Origin of the sequence: Streptomyces lavendulae subsp. lavendulae (genome assembly GCF_002803845.1) — a bacterium.
GTDB lineage: Bacteria > Actinomycetota > Actinomycetes > Streptomycetales > Streptomycetaceae > Streptomyces > Streptomyces lavendulae.
The window spans coordinates 5,325,392-5,346,442 of sequence record NZ_CP024985.1 but is presented as its reverse complement, the minus strand read 5'-3'; the positions used below and the strand labels follow the sequence as shown (position 1 = coordinate 5,346,442).

The 21,051-nt window shown below is 74.2% G+C and carries 17 protein-coding genes, 2 tRNA genes and 1 pseudogene; 11 read left to right on the top strand and 9 right to left on the bottom strand.

The genetic code is table 11. The annotated features are described in order from the left end of the window. Positions 1-21 precede the first annotated feature (21 nt). Together SLAV_RS23735 and SLAV_RS23730 are read right to left on the bottom strand one after the other, a co-directional pair. Complete coding sequence (locus SLAV_RS23735) at positions 22-939, bottom strand: spermidine synthase (protein WP_030229441.1); 918 nt, start codon at positions 937-939, stop codon at positions 22-24. Between the two features lie 34 nt (positions 940-973). Then, a complete protein-coding gene (locus SLAV_RS23730) occupies positions 974-1,405 on the bottom strand; it encodes a hypothetical protein (RefSeq protein ID WP_030229439.1) in 432 nt (143 codons plus the stop codon). Positions 1,406-1,668: 263 nt separating this feature from the next. Here SLAV_RS23730 and SLAV_RS23725 point away from each other — a divergent pair, with 263 nt between their 5' ends. After that, on the top strand, positions 1,669-2,991 hold the full coding sequence (locus SLAV_RS23725) for an NsdA family TPR-like regulatory protein (RefSeq protein WP_030229437.1): 1,323 nt from the start codon (positions 1,669-1,671) through the stop codon (positions 2,989-2,991). A 35-nt stretch (positions 2,992-3,026) separates the two neighbouring features. On the opposite strand, the gene SLAV_RS23720 is transcribed toward SLAV_RS23725, so the two are convergent. Continuing rightward, complete coding sequence (locus SLAV_RS23720) at positions 3,027-3,623, bottom strand: histidine phosphatase family protein (protein ID WP_030229435.1); 597 nt, start codon at positions 3,621-3,623, stop codon at positions 3,027-3,029. 117 nt (positions 3,624-3,740) lie between these two features. Between SLAV_RS23720 and SLAV_RS23715 the strand changes: the two genes are divergently transcribed. The 8 genes and pseudogenes from SLAV_RS23715 to SLAV_RS23680 all read left to right on the top strand — a co-directional run bounded on the left by SLAV_RS23715 (position 3,741) and on the right by SLAV_RS23680 (position 10,722). Continuing rightward, a complete protein-coding gene (locus SLAV_RS23715) occupies positions 3,741-4,613 on the top strand; it encodes a phosphatase PAP2 family protein (protein WP_030229433.1) in 873 nt (290 codons plus the stop codon). Continuing rightward, positions 4,552-5,742, top strand: coding sequence for a hypothetical protein (locus SLAV_RS23710; protein WP_234333558.1), 1,191 nt, complete (start codon positions 4,552-4,554; stop codon positions 5,740-5,742). Before SLAV_RS23715 ends, SLAV_RS23710 begins: the two co-directional genes overlap by 62 nt. Further along, on the top strand, positions 5,730-7,313 hold the full coding sequence (locus SLAV_RS23705; RefSeq protein ID WP_030229429.1) for a hypothetical protein: 1,584 nt from the start codon (positions 5,730-5,732) through the stop codon (positions 7,311-7,313). The genes SLAV_RS23710 and SLAV_RS23705 overlap by 13 nt, the downstream gene beginning before the upstream one ends. Next, positions 7,310-8,641, top strand: a complete 1,332-nt coding sequence (locus SLAV_RS23700; protein WP_030229427.1) for an AAA domain-containing protein — start codon at positions 7,310-7,312, stop codon at positions 8,639-8,641. The genes SLAV_RS23705 and SLAV_RS23700 overlap by 4 nt, the downstream gene beginning before the upstream one ends. 231 nt (positions 8,642-8,872) lie before the next feature. Beyond that, a complete protein-coding gene (locus SLAV_RS23695; protein ID WP_030229425.1) occupies positions 8,873-9,430 on the top strand; it encodes an NADPH-dependent FMN reductase in 558 nt (185 codons plus the stop codon). 77 nt (positions 9,431-9,507) lie between these two features. Beyond that, entirely contained in the window at positions 9,508-9,855 is a 348-nt protein-coding gene (locus tag SLAV_RS23690) for a DUF8844 domain-containing protein (RefSeq protein WP_030229424.1), read from the top strand. Between the two features lie 205 nt (positions 9,856-10,060). Then, positions 10,061-10,658 (top strand): annotated as a pseudogene (locus SLAV_RS23685) (bifunctional DNA primase/polymerase). After that, positions 10,649-10,722, top strand: a tRNA-Lys gene (locus SLAV_RS23680). Before SLAV_RS23685 ends, SLAV_RS23680 begins: the two are co-directional and overlap by 10 nt. 60 nt (positions 10,723-10,782) lie before the next feature. Here the strand turns inward: SLAV_RS23680 and SLAV_RS23675 are convergent. Further along, complete coding sequence (locus SLAV_RS23675; RefSeq protein WP_234333557.1) at positions 10,783-11,979, bottom strand: M6 family metalloprotease domain-containing protein; 1,197 nt, start codon at positions 11,977-11,979, stop codon at positions 10,783-10,785. Positions 11,980-12,389: 410 nt separating this feature from the next. Here SLAV_RS23675 and SLAV_RS23670 point away from each other — a divergent pair, with 410 nt between their 5' ends. After that, positions 12,390-14,201 (top strand): putative bifunctional diguanylate cyclase/phosphodiesterase, encoded by a 1,812-nt coding sequence (locus tag SLAV_RS23670; RefSeq protein WP_051840777.1) that lies wholly within the window; start codon positions 12,390-12,392, stop codon positions 14,199-14,201. Positions 14,202-14,312: 111 nt separating this feature from the next. Here the strand turns inward: SLAV_RS23670 and SLAV_RS23665 are convergent, their stop codons facing one another. Next, positions 14,313-16,010 carry a glycosyl hydrolase family 18 protein gene (locus SLAV_RS23665; RefSeq protein WP_030229419.1) on the bottom strand — a complete coding sequence of 566 codons (1,698 nt, stop codon included), beginning with the start codon at positions 16,008-16,010 and terminating at the stop codon, positions 14,313-14,315. Between the two features lie 254 nt (positions 16,011-16,264). Continuing rightward, on the bottom strand, positions 16,265-17,407 hold the full coding sequence (locus SLAV_RS23660) for an LLM class flavin-dependent oxidoreductase (protein ID WP_030229417.1): 1,143 nt from the start codon (positions 17,405-17,407) through the stop codon (positions 16,265-16,267). 231 nt (positions 17,408-17,638) lie between these two features. On the opposite strand from SLAV_RS23660, the gene SLAV_RS23655 reads away from it, so the two are divergent. Then, positions 17,639-18,397 carry an IclR family transcriptional regulator gene (locus tag SLAV_RS23655; RefSeq protein WP_030229415.1) on the top strand — a complete coding sequence of 253 codons (759 nt, stop codon included), beginning with the start codon at positions 17,639-17,641 and terminating at the stop codon, positions 18,395-18,397. Between the two features lie 87 nt (positions 18,398-18,484). On the opposite strand, the gene SLAV_RS23650 is transcribed toward SLAV_RS23655, so the two are convergent. From SLAV_RS23650 to SLAV_RS23640, 3 genes are all read right to left on the bottom strand, one after another. Continuing rightward, a tRNA-Lys gene (locus SLAV_RS23650) sits at positions 18,485-18,558 on the bottom strand. 48 nt (positions 18,559-18,606) lie between these two features. Further along, positions 18,607-20,322, bottom strand: coding sequence for an AMP-binding protein (locus SLAV_RS23645; protein WP_030229413.1), 1,716 nt, complete (start codon positions 20,320-20,322; stop codon positions 18,607-18,609). 26 nt (positions 20,323-20,348) lie between these two features. Beyond that, entirely contained in the window at positions 20,349-20,966 is a 618-nt protein-coding gene (locus tag SLAV_RS23640; protein WP_199922153.1) for a lytic polysaccharide monooxygenase auxiliary activity family 9 protein, read from the bottom strand. Positions 20,967-21,051 lie beyond the last annotated feature (85 nt).

The window sequence follows — 21,051 nt, the reverse complement described above, 5'->3', positions numbered from 1 at the left end:
CCGGACCACCCGACCGCCGGACTACCTGAACACCGACGGCGGGGGCTCCGGCGAGGCCACGGCCGAGGCGTCCGCGACCGGGGCCGCCCCGCCCGTGAAGTCCGCCAGGGCCCGGCCGTGCTCGACCCGGCCGGGGTGCGGGTCGCTCGCCACCCGCCGGGTGAACTCCGCCACGGGCAGCTCCCGGTCGGCGGCCACGAGCACCGCATTGCCGAAACGTTTCCCCCGCCACACCACCGGGTCGGCCGCGAGCGCGAGCTCGCCGAACCGGGAGGCGGCGGTGGCGACCTGGCCCCGCAGGTGGGCCAGCGGCGGGCCGTCCGCGAGGTTGGCCACGTACCAGCCGGTGGGCTTCAGGGCCCGCCGTACCTCGTCGAGGAACTCGGCGCTGGTCAGGTGGGCCGGGGTGCGGGCCCCGCCGAACACGTCCGCGATGATCAGGTCCGCCCAGCCGTCCGCCACCTTCGCCAGTCCCGCCCGTGCGTCCACGGCCCGTACGCGGATCCGCGCCTGCGGGTCCAGCGGCAGGTGTTCCCGTACGAAGGCCACCAGGGCCCCGTCGATCTCCACCACCTGCTGCGTGGAACGGGGGCGGGCGGCCGCGGTGTAGCGGGCCAGGGTGAAGGCGCCGCCGCCGAGGTGCACCACGTTCAGGGGCTGGCGGGCGGGGGCGATCAGGTCGATGAGGTGGCCGATCCGGCGCTGGTAGGCGAAGTCCAGGTGACCGGGGTCGTCGAGGTCGACGTGGGACTGCGGGGCCCCGTCGATCAGCAGGGTCCAGGCACGGGAGCGCTCGCGGTCGGGGGCCAGCTCGGCCAGCCCGCCGGCCACCTGCCCGGCGACCGGCCCGCCACCGCCCGCACCACCGGAGCCGCCGCCACGGGATATACCGCCCCGGGGGGCGCCGCCGCTCCTGCCGCCCTTGCTCTTGCCCGCCATCCCCCCATTATGGCTGGTCAGGGCTTCGGGCGCGTCAGCGGCAGTTGTCGGCCGCCTCGATCAGCCGGGCGGCCTCGCCGAGCGCGGCGCGCAGCACCTCGGGGTCGGTGACCGGGCCCACGGCGTCGGGGGGCAGCAGCCAGCCGGTGCCTCCTGAGGTCGGCGCGGCGGTGTCGCCGAAGCGCATGCCGCGCCCGTTGGTCTGCGTACAGGCGCTGCCGGGCAGGTCCCAGGCGTCCGCGGTGCCGGGCGGGACGAGGAAGCCGAGGGTGTCCCCGGAGCCGTCGTGGAGCACCGGGCCGACGCCGGGGGCGCAGGCGGTGCGGCCGGCGCCGCGGCGGATGATGTCCACCGCTTCCAGGCCCTGCCGGGCGGGCACGGTCACCAGGTCCGGGGCCGCGGCCGGCACCGGGAGCAGGGGGGTCGCGCCGGGCTCGTGCGCGGTGTTCGTTCCAGTGCTGTCCATGCCGGCCTCCACCAAGGGGAACCCCTCCTCGATCCGTATCCGCATGGGTTCAACGCACGGGGACGTCAACGGGTGCGGCACCAAGACGCCGCAAAGGATGGCAGTTCATGGCGGATCGCGGGTGAGATATCCGTTTTGTAGCCAAACACCGCATGAACGGGCCCTCGGCGGCGGTACTTTCATGCGCGCCGGAGCCGCGCTCCGGGGCGAGATCGACAGGGGTCAACCGGGATCACCTGAGATTGTCCAGAGAGGCCACGTCCATGGCGGCGTCCCCCCACTCACCCAACTCCTCCTTCCGGCGGCTGCGCGGGCAGCACTCCCCCGCCGAGTTCGCGGCCCTGGTGCGCCGGGCCGCCCGGGAGATCGGCGAAACGGTTTCCTGCGACGCCCGTTACATCGGCCGGGTCGAATCCGGCGAGATCCGCTGCCCCAACTACGCCTACGAGCGGGTCTTCCTCCACATGTTCCCCGGCCGCACCCTGGCCGACCTCGGATTCTCCCCGCGCGAGGCGGTGCGCGGCCGCTCCGCGCAGCGCGCCCTGCCCGCGCCTCCCGTCTTCGCCCACCTCATCCACCGTTCCAAGGAGAGCGACGTGCTGCGTCGCGCGTTCATGGCGGGCGGCTCCGCGACCGTGGCGGCCGCGACGCTCAGCCTCACCCTGCTCGGCGACACCCGCCGGATCCCCTCCCGCGCGGGCGAGGCCGAGGCCGCCGCCGTCGAGGACGCCGTACGCCAGATCCGGCTGCTCGACGACCGGCACGGGGCGGACGCCCTCTACCGGCGGGCGGCGCAGCCCCTGCGGACCGCCTACGCGCTGCTCGACGCGGGGGCCACCCGCCAGTCCACCGAGGACCGGCTGCAGGCCGGGGCCGGGGAGCTGGCCGTCTCGGTGGGCTGGCTGGCGCACGACTCGGGCCGCTTCGAGGACGCCCGCTCGCACTACGCGGAGGCGCTGGCCACCGCCCGGGTGTCGGGGGACGCGGCCCTGGAGGCGCACGCCTTCAGCAACATGGCCTTCCTGGCCCGGGACTGCGGGCGCCCGCGCGAGTCGGTACGGGCCGCCCAGGCGGGCCGGCGCGCGGCCCGCTCGCTGGGCTCCCCCCGGCTGCTGTCGCTGCTGGCCCTGCGGGAGGCGGGCGGCTGGTCGGGGCTCGCGGACCGCAGGGCCTGCGAGGAGGCGCTGGCCCGGGCGCACACGGAGTTCGCGCGGGGCGAGTCGGGCGCCGACCCGGAGTGGATGTCCTTCTTCGGCGAGGCCGAGCTGGAATCGCTGGAGTCCCGCTGCTGGGCGGCGCTCGGGGAGCACGCCCGCGCGGCCCGGCACGCCCGGCGGGCGGCCGACCTCCAGGACCCCCACTTCGCCCGGAACGTAGCCCTCTACACGGCGGAACTGGCCGAGGACCTGGCCCGGGCGGGCGCTCCCGACGAGGCCGCCTGGGCGGGCGGGCGGGTGCTGGACCTGCTCACCGAGGTCCAGTCGACCCGGATCCGCTCGATGCTGTCGGGCACGGCCCGCACCCTGGTCCCCCACCAGCGCTCCCCCCGGGTCGGTGCCTTCCTGACCCGGCACGCCGAGGCCTGACGGCGGCGGGGCCCCGGCGGCGCGGGCCGGGGCCGTCAGCCGTCGAGGTGGCCCGTGTCGTTCCAGCGCTCCAGCGCGGGGGCCCCGTAGGCCCAGCCCAGGACCGAGAGGGAGGTGGGGTCCAGGCGGATGCGGGCGCCGAAGGAGGCCTCGAAGCCGAGCCAGCGGGCGGCGAGGGTGCGCAGGACGTGGCCGTGGGCGAAGACCAGGACGTCGCGTTCGGCCGAGCGGGCCCAGGCCACGACCTCGTCCGCGCGCGCCGCGATGTCGGCGACGGACTCGCCGCCGGGGACCCCGTCGCGCCAGATCAGCCAGCCCGGCCGGACCGCCTGGATCTCGGCCGGGGTCATGCCCTCGTAGTCGCCGTAGTCCCACTCCATGAGGGTGTCCCAGGGCTCCGCCCGGAGCCCGAAGCCCGCCAGGTCGCAGCTCTCGCTCGCGCGCACGAGCGGGCTGGTGCGCACCTCCAGGCCGCGCAGGGAGGCCCACGGTTCGCGGGCGAGGCGCTCGCCCAGCAGCTTCGCGCCCTGCCTGCCCTCCTCCAGCAGGGGCACGTCCGTGCGCCCGGTGTGCTTGCCGAGCCTGGACCATGCCGTCTGGCCGTGGCGGGCCAGCAGGATGCGGGGGGCCATAGGTTTTTCTCCCGGTCCGTGGGGGTTCGACCGCGATGCAGCGATTCCGTCGTCCGTCCATCATCCACGACGTGAACACCGGGCAACTCCGCCCGTCCCACGAGCGTCATACACCTCATGACCAAACGGCCTTGGCCCACGCGCTGGTGGGCGGAACTGTTGCTCCTGGGGCTCGTCTACGGCGCGTACTCGGCCGGCCGGCTCCTCGCCCGCGGCGACGCGGACCTCGCCGTCGGCCACGGGCTCGCGATCCTGCGCGCCGAGGAATTCCTGCACCTCGACTTCGAAAGACCCCTCAACCGGCTGTTCTCGCACACCGGCGCGCTCGGCATACCCGCCGACTTCGTCTACGCCTCCCTGCACTACCTGCTCACCCCCGCCGTGCTGCTCTGGCTCTACCACCGCCGGCCCGCCCACTACCGCACCGCCCGCACCTGGCTGGTGGCCTCCACCCTGCTCGGGCTGATCGGCTTCACCCTGCTGCCCACCTGCCCGCCCCGGCTGCTCGACGCCGCGCACGGGTTCACGGACACCATGGCCCGCTACAGCACCTACGGCTGGTGGGGCGGCGAGGCGAGCGCCCCGCGCGGGCTCGGTTCCCTGACCAACCAGTACGCGGCCATGCCGAGCCTGCACGTCGGATGGGCCCTGTGGTGCGGGGTCCTGGTGTGGCGGCACGCGCGGCGCCCGCTGGTACGGGCGCTGGGCCTGGCCTATCCCGCGCTCACGACGGTCGTGGTCATGGGGACGGCGAACCACTACTTCCTCGACGCCGTCGCCGGGGCCGCCGTGATGGGCGCGGGCCTGGTGGTCGCACGCCGCCTCACCGCCCGCCGGACGCCGGAACCCTTCTTGGCGCCGAACACACAACCGGCCGGTTTTCACGGTACGTCCACGCTTGTCAGTGGCGGATGGGACACTTCCGCCCGTGAGCTCCTACCCGCCCGCCGCTCCTCCGCAGAAGACGACACTGCGGCAGCGCCTCGCTGATCTGCGCGGCCCCGCCGTACCGCCCCGGCCGCTCGACGCCCGCTCCCTGGCCGCGCTCGCGGCCAACCCCGGATGCGGCAGACGCGCCCTGCTCGACGGCGCCGGGGTGGACAAGGGCGCGCTCGCGGCGGCCCTGGGCTCGCCCGCCGCGTTCGGCCAGTCGCAGTTCGCCATCGTCCGCGGCAACTCCTTCGAGGCCAAGGTCAAGGGCGACGGCGGGGCCGAGCTGCTGCGGCTCGCGCACACCCTGCTGGGCGGCGCCGCGGAGCCCCCCGGACCGGACGCCCGGGTGCCCGACCTGACCGCCGCCGGACCGGAGGGGCGCGCCGCCCGGACGGCGCTGGCCCTGCGGGAGGCCACCGCCGCGGGGGCGTGGACGCTGCTGGACCATCCGATGCTGGCGCTGGAGGTGGCCGGCACCCCCGCCTACCTGGAGCCCGACGCGGTCGTCGTGGACCCCGGCGGCCGGTGGACCGTGGTGGAGATCAAGTCGTTCCCGATGATCGACGGGGCCGCCGACTCCGCGAAGGTGGGCGCCGCCGCGCGGCAGGCCGCCGTCTACGTGCTCGCCCTGGAGCGGACCGCCGGGAAGGTGCCCGGCGCCGAGGTCGGCCACCGGGTGCTGCTCGTCTGCCCCAAGGACTTCTCCAACCTGCCCACCGCCGCGCCCGTCGACGTGCGCCGCGAACGGGCCGTGACCCTGCGCCAGATGGAGCGGCTGACCCGGGTCGAGGAACTGGCCGCCGAACTGCCGGCGGGCCTCAGCTTCGACCCCGCCCGGCCCGCCGGGGAGCTGACCGAGGCCGTCTCCGCCGTCGGCGCGGCCTACGCCCCCGAGTGCCTGGCCGCCTGCGAGCTCGCCTTCCACTGCCGCGAGCGGTCCCGCGCCGCCGGGGACCCCGCCACGCTGGGCCGCTCCGTACGGGGGGAGCTGGGCGGGCTCACCACCGTCGACGCCGCCCTCGCCGCGGCCGGCTCCCCGGACCCCGCCGAGGGGGCCTCCGAGGAAGGGGACGACCCCACCGCCGCCGCGCTGCGCCGGGCGGCCCGGCTGCGCGCGGAGGCGCTGGAACTCGCCGCCGCCCGGCCCCCGCACCCCGCCCCGGAGGGCCCCGCATGCCCCTGCTGAACACCCTGGCCCGGCTGGAGGCCGTCCGCGCGGGCCGCGCCCGGCCGCTGGCGACCGTACGGCACCGCCACCTGAGCGAGCGGCCGCTGGTCCTCGTACCCCTGACCACCGCCGGAGAGGCGGGGGCGCCGCTCGGCGCGATGCTGGGCACCGACCCGGACGACCCGCTGGTCCTGGTGGTCCCGCAGCCGCGCGACCGCACCCTGCGCTGGACGTTCCTGGCCGGGCTGGCCGAGTGCGTGATGCCGTACGTCGACGGCTACGCGGACGTCGTGGAACCGGCCGAACGCACCGAGACGGACCCGGAGACCGGCCGGAAGACCAAGGTCGAGGCCGAACTGTGCGTGGACGCCCCGCAGATCATCGTGCCCAGCCGGGCCGGCGTGGAGTACGTCCGGCTGCTGGGCCGCTCGATGCGGTTCCGGCGCACCGCCGAGGAAGACCCGGAGAACCCGTACCCGGCGCCCGCCCGGGTGCCGCTGCTGGGCCGCTGGTTCACGCACCTCGCCGAACGCTCCCGCGTCCCCGGCTCCTCGATGCTGCTCAGCGCCACCGAGCTGCTTGGCCGGCACTGGGCCACCGGCCAGAGCAACCTGGAGGACCAGCACCTCGGATCGCTGCTGGGCTGGCTGGCTCCGCCCGAGGGCATGTCGGGGGCCGAGTGGGCCCTGCACGTGGAACTCGGCCGCGACGGGCACGGCCGGCTGCTGTTCCCGCCGGCCGGCCCGGCCACCGACCCGGCCTTCGACAACGGCCTGCTCGCCCCCGCGATCAGCCGCTTCGACGCGGCCCGGGCGGCGGCCGCCGCGGACGGACCCGGCGCCGAGGAGCGGGTACGGGAGGCCGAGCTGGCGGTCCGGGAGCTGGTCACCTCGCAGATGGCGCACACCTGGCGGCAGACCTGGGAGGCGATCGCCCTGCTGCGCGCCCTGCCGCCGGGCGAGCGCACCACCGACCGCTGGACCCGCGACCGGTGGTCCTTCACCGGCCACCGGGACCGCGTCCGGGCGGGCGAGCCCCCGCAGCCGCGCCGCGACGACGCGGTGACGGCGGCCCAGAAGCTGGCCACGCGCGAGACCGAGCAGGTCCGGCTCGACGCGCAGGAGGCCCTCGACGACCCGCTGGTCATGGCGGGCCGGCGGCTCGCGGGCGAGGCCTTCGCCGGTGAGGTCACCGAGGTGGTGATGGAGTGGACGGAGGGCAAGCGGCCCCGCCCGCGCCCCCTGGTGACCGTGGCCACCGAGGACCGGCCCCAACTCGCGGACGAGGGCGGCGGGAAGGTGTTCCGCTCGCTCGACGGGCGCCAGCAGGCCTTCGCGTTCGTGCGCCACGAGGAGGACGGGCAGCTGGTGCTGCGCGTGCTCGACAAGATGGGCGCGGGCCGGGAGCCGGTGGCGGGCTCGGTGCCGGAGAAGGGCGACCGGGTGTGCTGGACGCTGTTCGAGCACGACGCGCGGGGCGGGCCCAAGCTGCCCGACCCCGAGCACACCCCGTGGACGCACGGCGGGCCGCCGGCCCACCTGAGCGCCCCGACGCCGCCCGACTCCGTGACCGACGAGGACCTCCTGTGACCGGCTTCGACCCGGGCGCGGCCGCCGCCGAGGCGACCGCCGCCATCCTGCGCGACACCCTGCACGGCACCGAGCGGGGCGTGGTGGTGGACTCCCCGCCCGGCGCCGGGAAGTCGACGCTCGTGGTGCGCGCGGCCCGCGAACTGGCCGCGGCCGGGCGCCGCCTGATGGTGGTCGCGCAGACCAACGCGCAGGTCGACGACCTGGTGCTGCGGCTCGCCGACAAGGACCCGGAGCTGAAGGTGGGCCGGCTGCACAGCAGCGATGGCGACGCCTACGACCCCGCCCTGCGCGAGCTGCCGTCCGTCACCCTCTCCGCGAAGCCCGGGGACCTGGCGGAGCTGCCGGTGACCATCTCCACGGCCGCGAAGTGGGCGTACGTGAAGGACGCGGAGCCCTGGGAGCACGCGATCGTCGACGAGGCGTACCAGATGCGCTCCGACGCGCTGCTGGCCGTGGCCGGGCTGTTCGACCGGGCGCTGTTCGTCGGCGATCCGGGGCAGCTGGACCCGTTCAGCGTGGTGGGCGCCGAGCAGTGGGCGGGCCTGTCCTACGACCCCTCGGCGTCGGCGGTGTCCACCCTGCTGGCGCACAACCCGCAGCTGCCGCAGCACCGGCTCCCGGTGTCGTGGCGGCTGCCCGCGACGGCCGCGCCGCTGGTCTCGCGCGCCTTCTACCCGTACAGCCAGTTCCGCAGCGGTACGGGTCCGGGCGAGCGGCGGCTCTCGTACGGGGTCGCGGGCGACGGTTCGGGCCCCGACCGGGTGCTGGACGAGGCCGCCGCGTCGGGCTGGGGGCTGCTGGAACTGCCCGCGCGGCACACTCCGCGCACGGATCCGGAGGCGGTGGGGGCGGTGGCGCTGGTGGTCCGGCGGGCGCTGGACCGGGGCGCGGTGACCGCCGACGAGCAGTCCCCGCGGCCGTCCCCGCTGACCGCCGCCCGGATCGCCGTGGGCACCGCCCACCGCGACCAGGCCGCCGCGGTCCGCACGGCCCTGGCCTCGCTGGGCGTCACCGGGGTCACCGTGGACACCGCGAACCGGCTCCAGGGCCGCGAGTACGACCTCACGGTGGTCCTGCACCCCCTGTCGGGCCGCCCCGACGCGACGGCGTTCCACCTGGAGACGGGCCGGCTGTGCGTCCTGGCCTCCCGGCACCGGCACGCCTGCGTGGTGGTGGCCCGCGCGGGCATAGCGGCCCTCCTGGACGAACACCCGTCGACGGAGCCGGTCCAGCTGGGCGTCACCGTGAAGTTCCCCGACGGCTGGGAGGCGAACCATTCGGTCCTGGCCCACCTCGCCGAACACCGTGTGGCCTGGCGGCCGTAACCGGCGCACCGTCGGTCCTGGCCCACCTCGCCGAACACCGGGTGGCCTGGCGGCCGTAACCGGCACACCGTCGGTCCTGGCCCACCTCGCCGAACACCGGGCGGCCTGGCGGCACTGACCGGCGGCGGGGGCGGTCGTGACATACGGCGGGGTTCCGGTTTCCCCCGGCCGGGCCCCGGCGGGGAGACTTCGCTGCGCACAGCACACCTCCACCCAACGGGAGTTCACGCCATGACCCGCCTGCACGTCGTCTCCGCCGCCACCCGCCCCACCTCCAGCGGCCGCCCCCTCGCGCGCTGGGTCGTCGACGAGGCCCGCGCGCACGGCGCCTTCGAGGTCACCCCGGTGGACCTGGCGGAGATCGCGCTGCCCTTCCTGGACGAGCCGGAGTACGCCTCGACTGGGAACTACGCCCACGCGCACACCCGGGAGTGGAGCGCGCTCGTCGACTCCGCGGACGCGTTCGTGTTCGTGCTGCCGATGTACAACGGCTCCTTCACCGCCCCCTTCAAGAACGCCATCGACTTCCTCTACCGCGAGTGGCAGGGCAAGCCGGTCGGCCTGGTCAGCTACAGCGCGGGCGCCACGGGCGGCGCCCCGGCCGCCGAGATGCTGCTGCCGGTCCTGACCCGGCTCGGCATGCTGCCCGCCGGGCGCTCGGTCGCGGTTCCCGGCATCAACGCGCTGGTCGGCGCCGAGGGCTTCGCGCCGACGGAGGGGCTGGCGGGCGAGCTGGCGGGCGTCTTCGAGGACATCGCGGCCCTGGCCAAGGAGCCCGCCGCCGCCTGAACCGGCGGCACCCTTGCGCGACGCTGGACAATGGAGGGTGGCCCGGAGGATTTCGTACGCGCAGCAGGAGGACACGCATGGCAGAGCCCGAGCGGACCGAGCGGAGGCTGCGGCCGGCGCCGTTGCTCTTCGAGCCCTCGGAGGCCGCCACGGACCCGGAGCACTTCTTCGACCTGGAGTCGATCGAGGACCCGCGTGAGCTGCTGGCCCGCGCCACCGAGCTGACCCTGGCCTTCCGGGCCGCGCAGGACAGAGCGGTGGAGTTCCAGGCCCTGGCGGCGGCCCAGCTGGCGGACCCGCGCCGCTTCGACCGGCTCTCGCCGCAGGCCATCGCCGAAGCGGCGGAGTGGACCGAGGACTACGCGCGCAAGATGATCGAGTTCGGCGAGGACCTCCAGCGCGGCGCGGGCCCCGACACCGTCTGAGCCCGCCCCGCACCCACCCGGCAGCACCCTGCACCGTGCCCGGCGCACCGCCCACCGGCGGGCGCCGGGCGCGCGGCGTTCCGGGCGGCGCCACCGCGCGCCCCCTGGCATATGCGCGGCGCAACATACTCCACCGGTGCCCGCCCTGTCCCGGTTTTCGGTAACTCCCGGGAACGGGAAGGCTACGCCCGGTAGACCTTGGCATATGACGACCCTGACGACGGCCGCCGGCTGCCCCGCACTCGAAGGCCTCGACGCCCGCACCGCGCCCGCCACCCAGGTCACCCCGCAGGGCGCCGCCTGGCTGGCCTCCGCCTCCGCCCGGCCGGAGGACACCCTCGCGGTCTGGCAGGCCCGGCCCGCCGCGCCGGCGGTGCTGCCCTGCGGGACCGCGTTCGACGTCGTCAACGTTCCGCTCGTGGTGGGCCGCCGGATGCTCGACCTGCTCTGGGAGCGGGGGCCCGGCTCCGGGCCCGCCGCCGTGCACCGCGGCCGGATGCTGCTCTTCGCCGCCCCCGGGACCGCGCAGCGGCTGCCGGCCCTGCTCGCGTGGGAGGAGTGGAGCCCGGCCGCGGCGGCCCCGCTCTGTCATGGCCACGGGGACGCCGTCACCGTGCCCCCGCTGTCCGCCGGCTCCGCGTCCGGGCCGTCGCGCTGGCTGGTGGCCCCCGACTCCCGGCGGCCCTGGCTCCCGGGGCCGGACTCCCTGCTCTGGGCGTTCCTGCACGCCGCCCGGCCCGGTATCGATTTTTCCTTCGGCCGGACCTGATGCTAATGTCTACCTCGTCAGCAAGCGCCGCTAGCTCAGTTGGTTAGAGCAGCTGACTCTTAATCAGCGGGTCCGGGGTTCGAGTCCCTGGCGGCGCACAGACGGGAGAAGGCCCCCGCTCATCAGAGCGGGGGCCTTCTTCGTCGTGTCCGCCGCCGTCAGGTCGTGATCTTCACGGTGTACGCGCCGGACTGCGTGCGGTCCGCGACCTCGATCGTGATCCGCTCGCCCGGCACCGTGAACGTCTCCCCGACCTCCAGCGGCGCGTCCGCCAGCGGCGGGTACACGGAGCGGTCCCAGCAGGCCTCCGTGCGCGGGTGCCCGTCCACCACCTCGATCGGGCCGCCGCCGGAGGCCGCCTCGTTGCGGACCCGGTAGACCAGGACGCCCTCCGTGCAGATGTCCCCGTCGTTGCCGGAGGAGCCCCGGGCCTCGACGGCGATCGCGCTGCCCGGCCCCGTACGGATCACCGCGAGCCTGGTCCCGCCCACCCCGCCGCGCGGCGGGGCCTCCGAGAGCGGCTGGAGGGTGTGCAGGGAGGTGCCGGAGCGCACGCAGTCGACCTGGGAGGGGTCGAGCCAGCCCAGCTTCCACTTGTGCCAGCCGAACAGGTCCGGGGCCATGCCGAACTGGCTGCCCATGACGTCCCAGTCGCCGACGTAGGTGTCCCAGTCACCCTTGCCGTCCGTCGGCCGGTGGTAGAGGTCGGGCAGGTCGAAGACGTGCCCGGTCTCGTGGGCCAGCACGTTGCGGTCGGGCGGGTGGTGCTCGAAGACGGTCACGATCCGCCGCAGCTGCACGCCGTCCGCGGTGATCGGGCGGTCGAAGTTCACCACCTTGGTGGCGTCGGAGTCCACGCCGGGGGCGTTCGGGTCGGCGACGAAGTACACGACGTCGTACCGGGAGAAGTCGACCTGCGGATCGGCGGCGGCGACCGCGTCCCTCAGGTAGGCCGCCCGGTCCTCGGGGGCCCAGTCGCGCCGTATCCCGTAGGCGGCCGACGGCCGGGGCATCTGGATCCACCGCTCCTGCGGGTGCGGGACCAGGCGGAACCGGCCGTAGGAGGCCCGCTGGAAGAAGTCGGAGGTCGCCGGGAAGTAGTCGGAGGTCAGCTCCGCCGGGGTGACGGCGGGCCGGTGGTCGGGGAAGGAGAGGAAGACCAGCACCGCGTTGAGCTCGCGCTCGGGCTTGGGGTAGGCCCGGTTCCAGCTGTCCAGACCGAGGGAGTGGTGCGCGGCCGTGCGCGTCAGCGCACAGGGGCCGCCGGTCCGGGGATCGGCCACCGCGGGACCCGCCACGAGCGACATCGCGGCGAGCGCCGTCAGGGAGGTGAGGGCGGCGGCCGTACTGCGCATGCGGGAGCGGTCCACTCCCCCGGGTGTCTGCTGTGGCGGCACATCGACCTCCGGTGGTGGATTCGTACCCTCTCATCCACCTTGAGGCGATTGTCTTACTAATGCCCTGTTCCGCTGCCCCACATGAGTGAGGGGTACGGCAAGTCGGTGACCCCCCGGCTTTACGCGCCCGCCTACGGAACGTCACATCCGATCACCCGAGATCAACGAGGGCGCTCGCACGCTCACAGGCGCGCAGAAACGATCACGCGGACCGTCCTCGACGCTCCGTCAGCACACCGTCCGCAGGGCGTCATCATGCCGACGGGCCGCCCCCCGCACGGCGACGCCGCTGGATAGGGCCTCCCGGCAGCCTCTATGATCGGCACACTTTCCTGCACGGACACTCACGAACACTGCGGGAGCCAAGGGTGAGCGCAACCTCAGAAGGAACCGGTTCGGCGGCCGACAGCATCCGATCGACCCTTACGGAGCGTCACCCCGCGGTGCCTGTCCCGCCGCGCGACTACCGGGCCGCCTTCGACGCGGCGCACCTCGCGATGGCCCTCGTCGGCCGCGACGGCGAGGTGCTCGCCGCCAACCGCGCCCTCGCCGGACTGCTGGGCGGCGAGCCGCAGGCGCTCGCCGGGCAGCACGCCGCCGATCTGGTGGACCTGGCGGCCGAGGCCCGTACCTGGCAGGCCTACAAGGAGGTGCTGCGCGGGCGTCAGGCCCGGCTGCGCTGCACGCGCCGGCTCAAGCACCCCGACGGGCACTCGCTCTGGACCGAGGTCACGCTGGAGCCGGTGGCCGGCACGCAGGACGTCCTGCTGTCCGTGGCCGACATCAGCGACCGGCGCGACCTCCAGGCCCGCCTGCGCCACCTCCAGATGCACGACCCGGTGACCCGGCTGCCCAACCGGGCCCTGTTCTTCGAGCGGCTCTCCGCCGCCCTGGAGTCCTCGGCGTACGGGCAGGGCGGTACGGGCCGGATCGGCCTGTGCTACCTCGACCTCGACGGGTTCAAGGCCGTCAACGACACCCTGGGCCACCGGGTCGGCGACCGGCTGCTGACCGCCGTGGCGGCCCGGCTGACGCAGTGCGCCGACCAGTCCGGGTACGGGCGCACGGGCGGGCACCTGGTGGCCCGGCTCGGCGGCGACGAGTTCGCCCTGCTGGTCGAGGACTCCACCGGCACCGAGCAGCTCGTCGACCTGGCGCGGAGCGTGCTGGACGCCGTACAGGAGCCGTTCGACCTGGCCGGGCAGCGGTTGTCGGTGTCCGCCTCGATCGGGGTGGTCGAGCGGGACGCGGCCGGCACCTCGGCGACGGGGCTGATGCAGGCGGCGGACACCACCCTGTACTGGGCGAAGGCGGACGGCAAGGCCCGCTGGACCCTCTTCGACCCGGAGCGCAACGCGCACCGCATGACGCGGCAGGCGCTGTCCTCGACGCTGCGGCCGGCGGTGGAGCGGGGCGAGTTCGAGCTGGAGTACCAGCCCCTGGTGGACCTGGAGAGCGGAGCCGTGCGCGGGGTGGAGGCCCTGGTCCGCTGGAACCACCCGCAGTTCGGCACGCTCACGCCGAATCGGTTCATCGGGATCGCCGAAGAGGACGGCTCCATCGTCCAGTTGGGCCGGTGGGTGCTGGGCACGGCCTGCCGCCAGGCCCGGCGCTGGCAGATCGAGCAGCCCAGCGACGCGCCGGTGTTCGTCTCCGTGAACGTGGCCGTGCGCCAGGTGTGGGACTCCGACCTGGTCGGCGACGTGGCGGAGATCCTCGCCGAGACCGGCCTGGCCCCGCAGCTGCTCCAGCTGGAGCTGACCGAGTCGGCCGTGATGGGCTCCGCGGGGCGGCCGCTGCAGGCCCTCCAGGCGCTGAGCGACATGGGCGTGCGGATCGCCATCGACGACTTCGGCACCGGGTACTCGAACCTGGCCTACCTGAGCCGGCTCCCGGTGTCGGTGCTGAAGCTGGACGGCTCCTTCGTGCGGGGCTTCCGCTACGAGGAGGGCGCCCATCCCAACCCGGCCGACGAGACCATCGTGGAGGCCCTGGTGCAGCTCGCGCACCGGCTGGGCCTGACGGTCACCGCCGAGTGCGTGGAGACCGCCGGCCAGGCCGCCCGGCTGCGCCGCGTCGGCTGCGACACGGGCCAGGGCTGGCTCTACTCCCGCGCGGTCCCGCCCGACCGCATCGCCGAGATGATCGACCCCCGGACCCCCCTCCACCCGGGCGAGTGAGCCGAAGGGGCGCGCCGGGGGTGAACCGGGCCCGGTCCACCCCGAACGACCCCGCCCCCGCTCTCAAAGAGAGCGGGGGCGGGGCGTCGCTCGGCGCGGGGTGGGGGGAGATCAGCAGGCGCCGAGGTCCTTCCAGACGCCCCACTGGCCCGTGGTGCCCGGCGTCTCGTTCTGCGTCCACCACTGGGCCTGCCACTTGTGGCCGTTGTACGAGACCTGGCTGCCGCCGGTGTAGACGGTGCCGGCGACGTACGCCGGGACGGAGCCGCAGCCGGTGGTCGGCGGGGTCGTCGGAGGCGTGGTGGGCGGGGTGGTCGGAGGCGTCGTGGGCGGCGTCGTCGGCGGGGTGGTCGGGGGCTGCGTGGTGCCGCCGAGGGCGTCCGAGATCTGGTTGAGCAGGGTGGTCTTGTCGTCCAGGCCGAGCAGGGAGTACATCATCGCGCCGGCCAGGCCGCGCTGCTTGCCGTAGTCGACCCGGGCCTGGACGGCCTTCTGGTTCAGGCCGGTGAAGAACTCGCCGTCCTTGTAGAAGTACGCGGCCTTGGCCTGGTCGTCCCAGAAGGTGGTCGCCGGGTTGTCGACGATCCCGCCGAGCTCCTTGTAGTTGGCGATGCCGGCCTGCTGGCTGGTGGGCCGGGCGCCGGAGGGGCCGGTGGCGGTCTGCGCGAGGCCGTTGTCCGCCCCGGCGGGGACGCCCTTCCAGCCGCGGTAGTAGAACTCGTAGCCCAGGGTCAGCTTGTTGGCGGGGAAGCCGCCGGTGATGCCGTAGGCCGGGTTGCCGTCGATCCAGGAGTCGATGGCGTTGTCGATGCTGTACTTCTGGGTGCCAGGCGCGATCGGGTCGGTCGGGTCGCCCGCCGGGGAGTACAGCGGGGACTGGTGGTACGTCGGGCCGTCGCCGTCCCAGGCGCCGTGCATGTCGTACGTCATGATGTTCGCGTAGTCGAGGTACGCGCCGATCTTGTCCGTCTCGATGTACTTGATCTTGTCCTGGCCGGCCGGGAGCGCCGCCGTCAGCAGGTACTTCTTGCCGCCGTTGGCCTGGCCGTACGCGTCGAGCTGGTCGCGGAACTCCTTGAGCAGCAGCGTGAAGTTCTGCTTGTCCTCGGGGGCGTAGTGGTTGCCGAGGTGGCCGCCCGAGGAGCCGGGGTACTCCCAGTCGATGTCGATGCCGTCGAAGATCCCGGCCGCCGCGCCCTGGCCGCCGAAGCCGCCGTCGACCGGCAGGTTGCCCTTGATGTACTGGTCGATGCAGGAGGAGACCAGTTTCTTGCGGGAGGCGTCGGTCTTGGCCGCGTCGCTGAAGTACTTGGAGTACGTCCAGCCGCCGATCGAGATGTTGATCTTCAGGTGGGGGTACTTCGCCTTCAGCTGCTTGAACTGGTTGAAGACGCCCACGATCGGCTGGTCCCACTTGTCGGCGACGCCGCTGACGCTGTCGGCCGCACTGAAGGACTTCTGGTAATCGGCGTACGAGTCGCCCGCGCCGTCACCGGCGTTGGGGTTGTTGTCGTCGCCGGCCGCCTTGTTCGCCTCGAAACAGGTGAGGTTGGTGGGGTGGATATTGCCGAACGAGTAGTTGATCACGTCCAGCTTGCCCGCGATGCCCCGCGTGTCGAGGTGCTTGGGGTAGAAGGCGTTGCCGTACACGCTCCACTGGTCGTAGTAGGCGATCTTCACGCCGCCGCTGCTCGCGGTGGTGGAGGTGTCGGCCGCCTGGGCGGTGCCGAGTCCCGCGAAGGTGGCCAGCGCTCCGGCTGCCAGCGCGGCCGTGGCGGCGGCCGCGATGAGGGGTTTACGGATGTGCATGAACTGCCTCCGGGGGGTGGGAGGGGAGAGCATCAGCTTCAGGTGAGAGAAGTGATAGCGATCACCCCGCGCCGCAGTCAATGGTTTGGACCAAAGAAGGACTAGACCACCGAGCGGCCAAATCCCCTCGTCAGAGCGGTGAGGGCACATCAAAAACCGCCCGCCACCCCGGGTGACGAGCGGTTTAAGGCTCCCTTAGGTCATGCTCCGGCAAGGTTTCGGCAACAAACCAGCCAAACCCCGTTCTCCCGCGCTCAAGCCGGAGTCGACCCCGGCGTCGGCATCCCGTACGCATCTGCGACGAGCTCGTACGAGCGCAACCGGGCGTCGCCGCCGTGGGCGTTGGCGGTCAGCATCAGCTCGTCCGCGCCGGTCCGCGCCACCAGGGCGTCGAGCCCCGACCGGACCTCGTCGGGGGTGCCGTGCACGATGTTGGACACCCAGCCGTCCACGAACTCCCGTTCCAGCGGCGTGAAGGGGTACGCGGCCGCCTCCTGCGGCGTCGGCACGAGCCCGGGGCGGCCGCTGCGCAGCCGCAGCATCGACAGCGCGCCGGTGAGCACCTGGGCGCGGGCCTGCTCGGCGGTGTCGGCGGCGAGCGCCGAGACGCCGATGAGGGCGTACGGGGCGTCCAGCACCTCGGAGGGCCGGAAGCTCTGCCGGTAGAGGTCGAGGGCGGGCAGCGTCCCGGCGGCCGAGAAGTGGTGGGCGTACGCGAAGGGCAGGCCCAGCTCGCCCGCGAGGCGGGCGCTGAAGCCGGAGGAGCCCAGCAGCCAGACCGGCGGCCGGCCGGCGGGGCCCTGCACCGGGCCGGGTACGGCGTGCACCCGGGCGTACGGGTGCCCGTCGGGGAAGTCGTCGTCGAGGAAGCGGGTCAGCTCCGCGAGCCGGCGGGGGAAGTCGTCCGCGCCCTCGTCCGCCCGCCCGGGCCCGCGCAGCGCCGCCGCCGTACGGGGGTCGGTGCCGGGCGCCCGGCCGAGCCCGAGGTCGACCCGGCCCGGGGCGAGGGCCTCCAGGGTGCCGAACTGCTCGGCCACCGCCAGCGGGGCGTGGTTGGGCAGCATGACCCCGCCGGAGCCGAGCCGGATCCGGGAGGTGTGGGCGGCGAGGTGGGCCAGGATCACGGCCGGCGAGGAACTGGCCACCCCGGGCATGGAGTGGTGCTCGGCGACCCAGTGGCGGTGGTATCCGCGGGATTCCGCGAGCCGGGAGATCTCCACGCTGGTGCGCAGCGACGCCGCGGCGGTGCTGCCGCTGCCGACGGTGACCAGGTCGAGCACCGACAGCGGCACCGGCGCCCCGCCGCGGACGGTCCCGCGGACCGGATCCGTGCCGCCCGCGGCCCCTCCGTCCGCCCCGCCGCCCGTTCCGCGGTCCGCATCCCCGGTGTCGCTCATCGTCGCTCCCGTCCCGTTCGATTCGTCCGTACGAAGAACTCGAACCGTCGGCGCTCCCCGGGCATTCCCGGGCACGGCGGGCCCCGTGGCATGCCGCTGGCACATGCCAGGCGGGTAGGGCCAGGCAGAGGGGCGTGATCGAGCCATCAATCTGCCCAACAGGCGCTCCGCAAGGGTCTCTTGATGGCTATCGTGAAGAGGCAAGTGGCAACGACCTGGTAGGGGGAGACCGTGGCTCTGAAGCCCGAGCCGACCGCGCCGTTCCATTCGGTGCAGTACGCCCTGCGCGTGCTCGAAACGATCTCGCGGCACACCGGCGGTGTGACCGACGCGCAGCTCGCGCGCGAAACCGGCCTGCCCGCGGTCCATCTCGCCCCGATGCTGCTGATGCTGCGGCGGGAGGGGTACGTCCTCCAGATCTCCGAGGGCGCCTACGCCATAGGCGACTCCCTGGTGCTCCTCGGCTCCGGCGCGGACCGGCAGCGGGCGCTCCAGGGGAAGCTCCAGGACACCCTGGACCGGCTGCGCGATTCGGTCGGCGCCGCCGTCTACATCAGCCGTTACGTCGACGGTGAGGTCCGCATCACACAGTTCGCGGACAGCCCCCGCACCCCGAAGGTGCACGAGTGGGTCGACTTCCGCTCGGCGGCGCACGCCAGCGCGGTCGGCAAGTGCCTGCTCACCCAGCTCGACCAGGACGGACGGCGCGACCACCTCTCCCGCCACAAGATCGCCCGGCTCACCTCGAAGACGATCGTGAACGAGCGGGTCCTCTTCTCCAGGCTGGACAGCCACCCGGCCACCGTGCCCGTTCTGGACCTCCAGGAATACGCGGTGGGGACGGTCTGCGCGGCGGTCCCGATCACCGCCGGGTCGGCCGTGGGCTGCCTGGCCCTGTCGATGCCGGTCGAGCACGCCCACCGGCTGCGGGCCGCCGCCGAAACCCTGAACCGGAAGGCCGCGCCGCTGCTGCTGTCGCTCGCGCTGTGAGAACGGTGCTGCAAGGACCCCGCCGAAACGTGACGCAAAGCACTTCGGGCGGTTCCCGGTGAAACCGGAAACCGCCCGAAGTTCAGGTGCGCCGCCAGGGACTCGAACCCCGGACCCGCTGATTAAGAGTCAGCTGCTCTAACCAACTGAGCTAGCGGCGCCTGCTGACAGAGAAAATACTACCTGCTCCGCAGGGGTGCTCCAAACCGTCACCCCCGGTCCAGCAGCTCCCGGCGCCCCCGGTCCTCGTACGCCGCCAGCAGCGCGGCCAGGGACTCCGCGTCGAGCGGGCGGTAGCCGGCGCCGGTGCGGTGCCAGACGGGAGCGGGGCGGGAGCCGCCCGCGGGCGGGGGCAGGAAACCGGCCCGGCGCAGGGCGACCCGGTGGATCTTGTTCGTGGCGGTGACGGGCAGGGCGTCGAGGACCCGCAGGTAACGCGGGGCCATCTTCGTGCCGAGGTCCGGCTGGGCGGCGAGGAAGGCCGCGAAGGCGTCCGGGTCGAAGGAGGCCCCCTCGCGCAGGGCCAGGGCGGCCATGACCTGGTCCCCGGCGACCTCGTCCGGGACCGCGTACACGGCGACGGCGGCCGCGGCGTCCCAGCGGGCCAGGATGTTCTCGATCACCGCGGCGGCCAGGTTCTCGCTGTCGACCCGCAGCCGGTCGTCGGTGCGGCCGGCGAAGTAGAGGAAGCCCTCGGGGTCCCGGAAGAAGAGGTCGCCGGTCCAGTACCAGCCGTCGCGGGTGCGGGCGGCCTCGGCGGCCGGATTGCGCCAGTACCCCTCGAAGAGGCTGCGGCCGCGGTTGACCAGTTCGCCGATGGCCTCGGCGCCGTTGGTCAGGCGGCCGTCGGCGTCGAGGACGGCCGCGGGGCATTCGAGACCGGTCTCCGGGTCGATCACGGCGAGGTCGTCCCCGGCGCCGGCCCGGCCGAGCGCGCCCGGCGGGATGTCGGGGGTCCGCTGGACGGAGGCGCCGCCCTCGGTGGCCCCGTAGCCCTCCACCAGGCGGACCCCGAAGCGTTCGGTGAAGCGCGCCGCGTCCACCGCTCCGGCCTCGGTGCCGAAGCCGAGGCGCAGGCGGTGCGCGCGGTCGTCGGGGCGGGGGGCGGTGGCCAGGAGGTACTGCACGGCCCGGCCGACGTAGGTGAAGTAGGTGGCCCCGTAGGCGCGGACGTCGTCCAGGAAGGAGGAGGCCGAGAAGCGGGGGCGCAGGGCGACGGCGGCCCCGCCGCACAGGGCGGGGAGCCAGTCGGCGATGACGGCGTTGCCGTGGAAGAGCGGCATGCAGACGTAGTGGACGTCGTCCGGGCCCACCCGGAAGGAGCGGGCCAGGGAGTGGCCGGCCGCGGCGAGCCGGCCCTGGCTGCATATCGCGGCCTTGGGGGCGCCGGTGGACCCGGAGGTGAAGTAGAGGAGCAGCCGGCTGCCGGGGCCGGGCGGGCGGACGGTCGCCCCGCCGGGCCCGGCGTCCGCGTACGGGGCGAGGAGGGCCGCGTAGGACTCGGTGCCGGTGACCAGGATCCGTACGCCGGGCAGGTCGAGGCCGCGCAGCAGCGGCAGGTGGGCGGGCTCGGTGACCAGGATCCGGCAGTCGGTGTGCAGGACGTCCCGGGCCAGCTCCGGGCCGCGCCGGGTGGGGTTGATCCCGGCGACGGCGGCCCCGGCGAGGGCCGCCGCGCCGAGCCAGAAGGGGAACTCGGGGGTGTTGTCGAGCAGCACCCCCACGTGCGGCTCCGCCCCCGGCGGCAGCAGGTCGACGAGGAGCGCGGCGCGGGCGGCGGCCTCCCGTGCGTACCGGTGGCGGCTGAGGACGGCCGGCCGGACGCCGCGGGCCGCGTCGGCCCCGTACATCAGACCGGTCCGGTGGTCGCCCCAGTGGCACGCGATGAGCTCCGCGACGGTCTCGGGTGCAGTCGTCATCCGCATGCCGCCGGAGGTTAGCTGACGTTACGTCAGAACTGAACGTCGGAGCAGGAGTAGAAGGCCATCGGGGTGTCGTTGACGGTCCAGACCGCGAGGATCATGTGCCGTCCGGTCTTGCCGGCGGGCATGGTGCCGCGGTGGATGGTCGTCATGTCGGGGCGGCCGCCGTTGTAGGGCACGACGAGGAAGGGCTGGGGGTCGAGCGAGGCCCGGGTCAGCGGCTTGGTGGGGTCCCAGCCGTTCTTGGTGACGTAGTACTTGAAGTCCGTCGTGGAGTGGTTCGCGGTGAACTGCCAGCGGAAGTCGAAGCTCTGGCCGGAGGTGACGCCGGTGGCGGGCCACTTGCCGCCGCGCGGGTCGTCGAGCTGCGCGAACTCGCTGTGGCCGCCGGAACATATCTGGCCGTCGGCCGGTCCGGCCGCCGGGAAGCCCTTGTAGCCCTCGACGCTCTGGGGCTCCCACTGGATGGGGCCGCAGTCGGCGACGGTCTTGTTGGCGCAGAGCTTCTGGCGGCTGATGGGGGTGTCGGTGTAGCCGTGGCCGCTGGCGGAGGGGGCGCTCAGCAGGGTGACGGCGGCGAGCAGGCCGACGCCGAGGGCGGCGGCACCGGCCCGGCCGGGCCGGGCGGGCATGCGGAAGGAACGCATGGTGCTCCTTGGACGTGGGGGGACGGGAGGGGGAGCCGTGTGCGCGCAGGGGGATGACTCCAGGTCTAGACCAAGTCCCACAGTA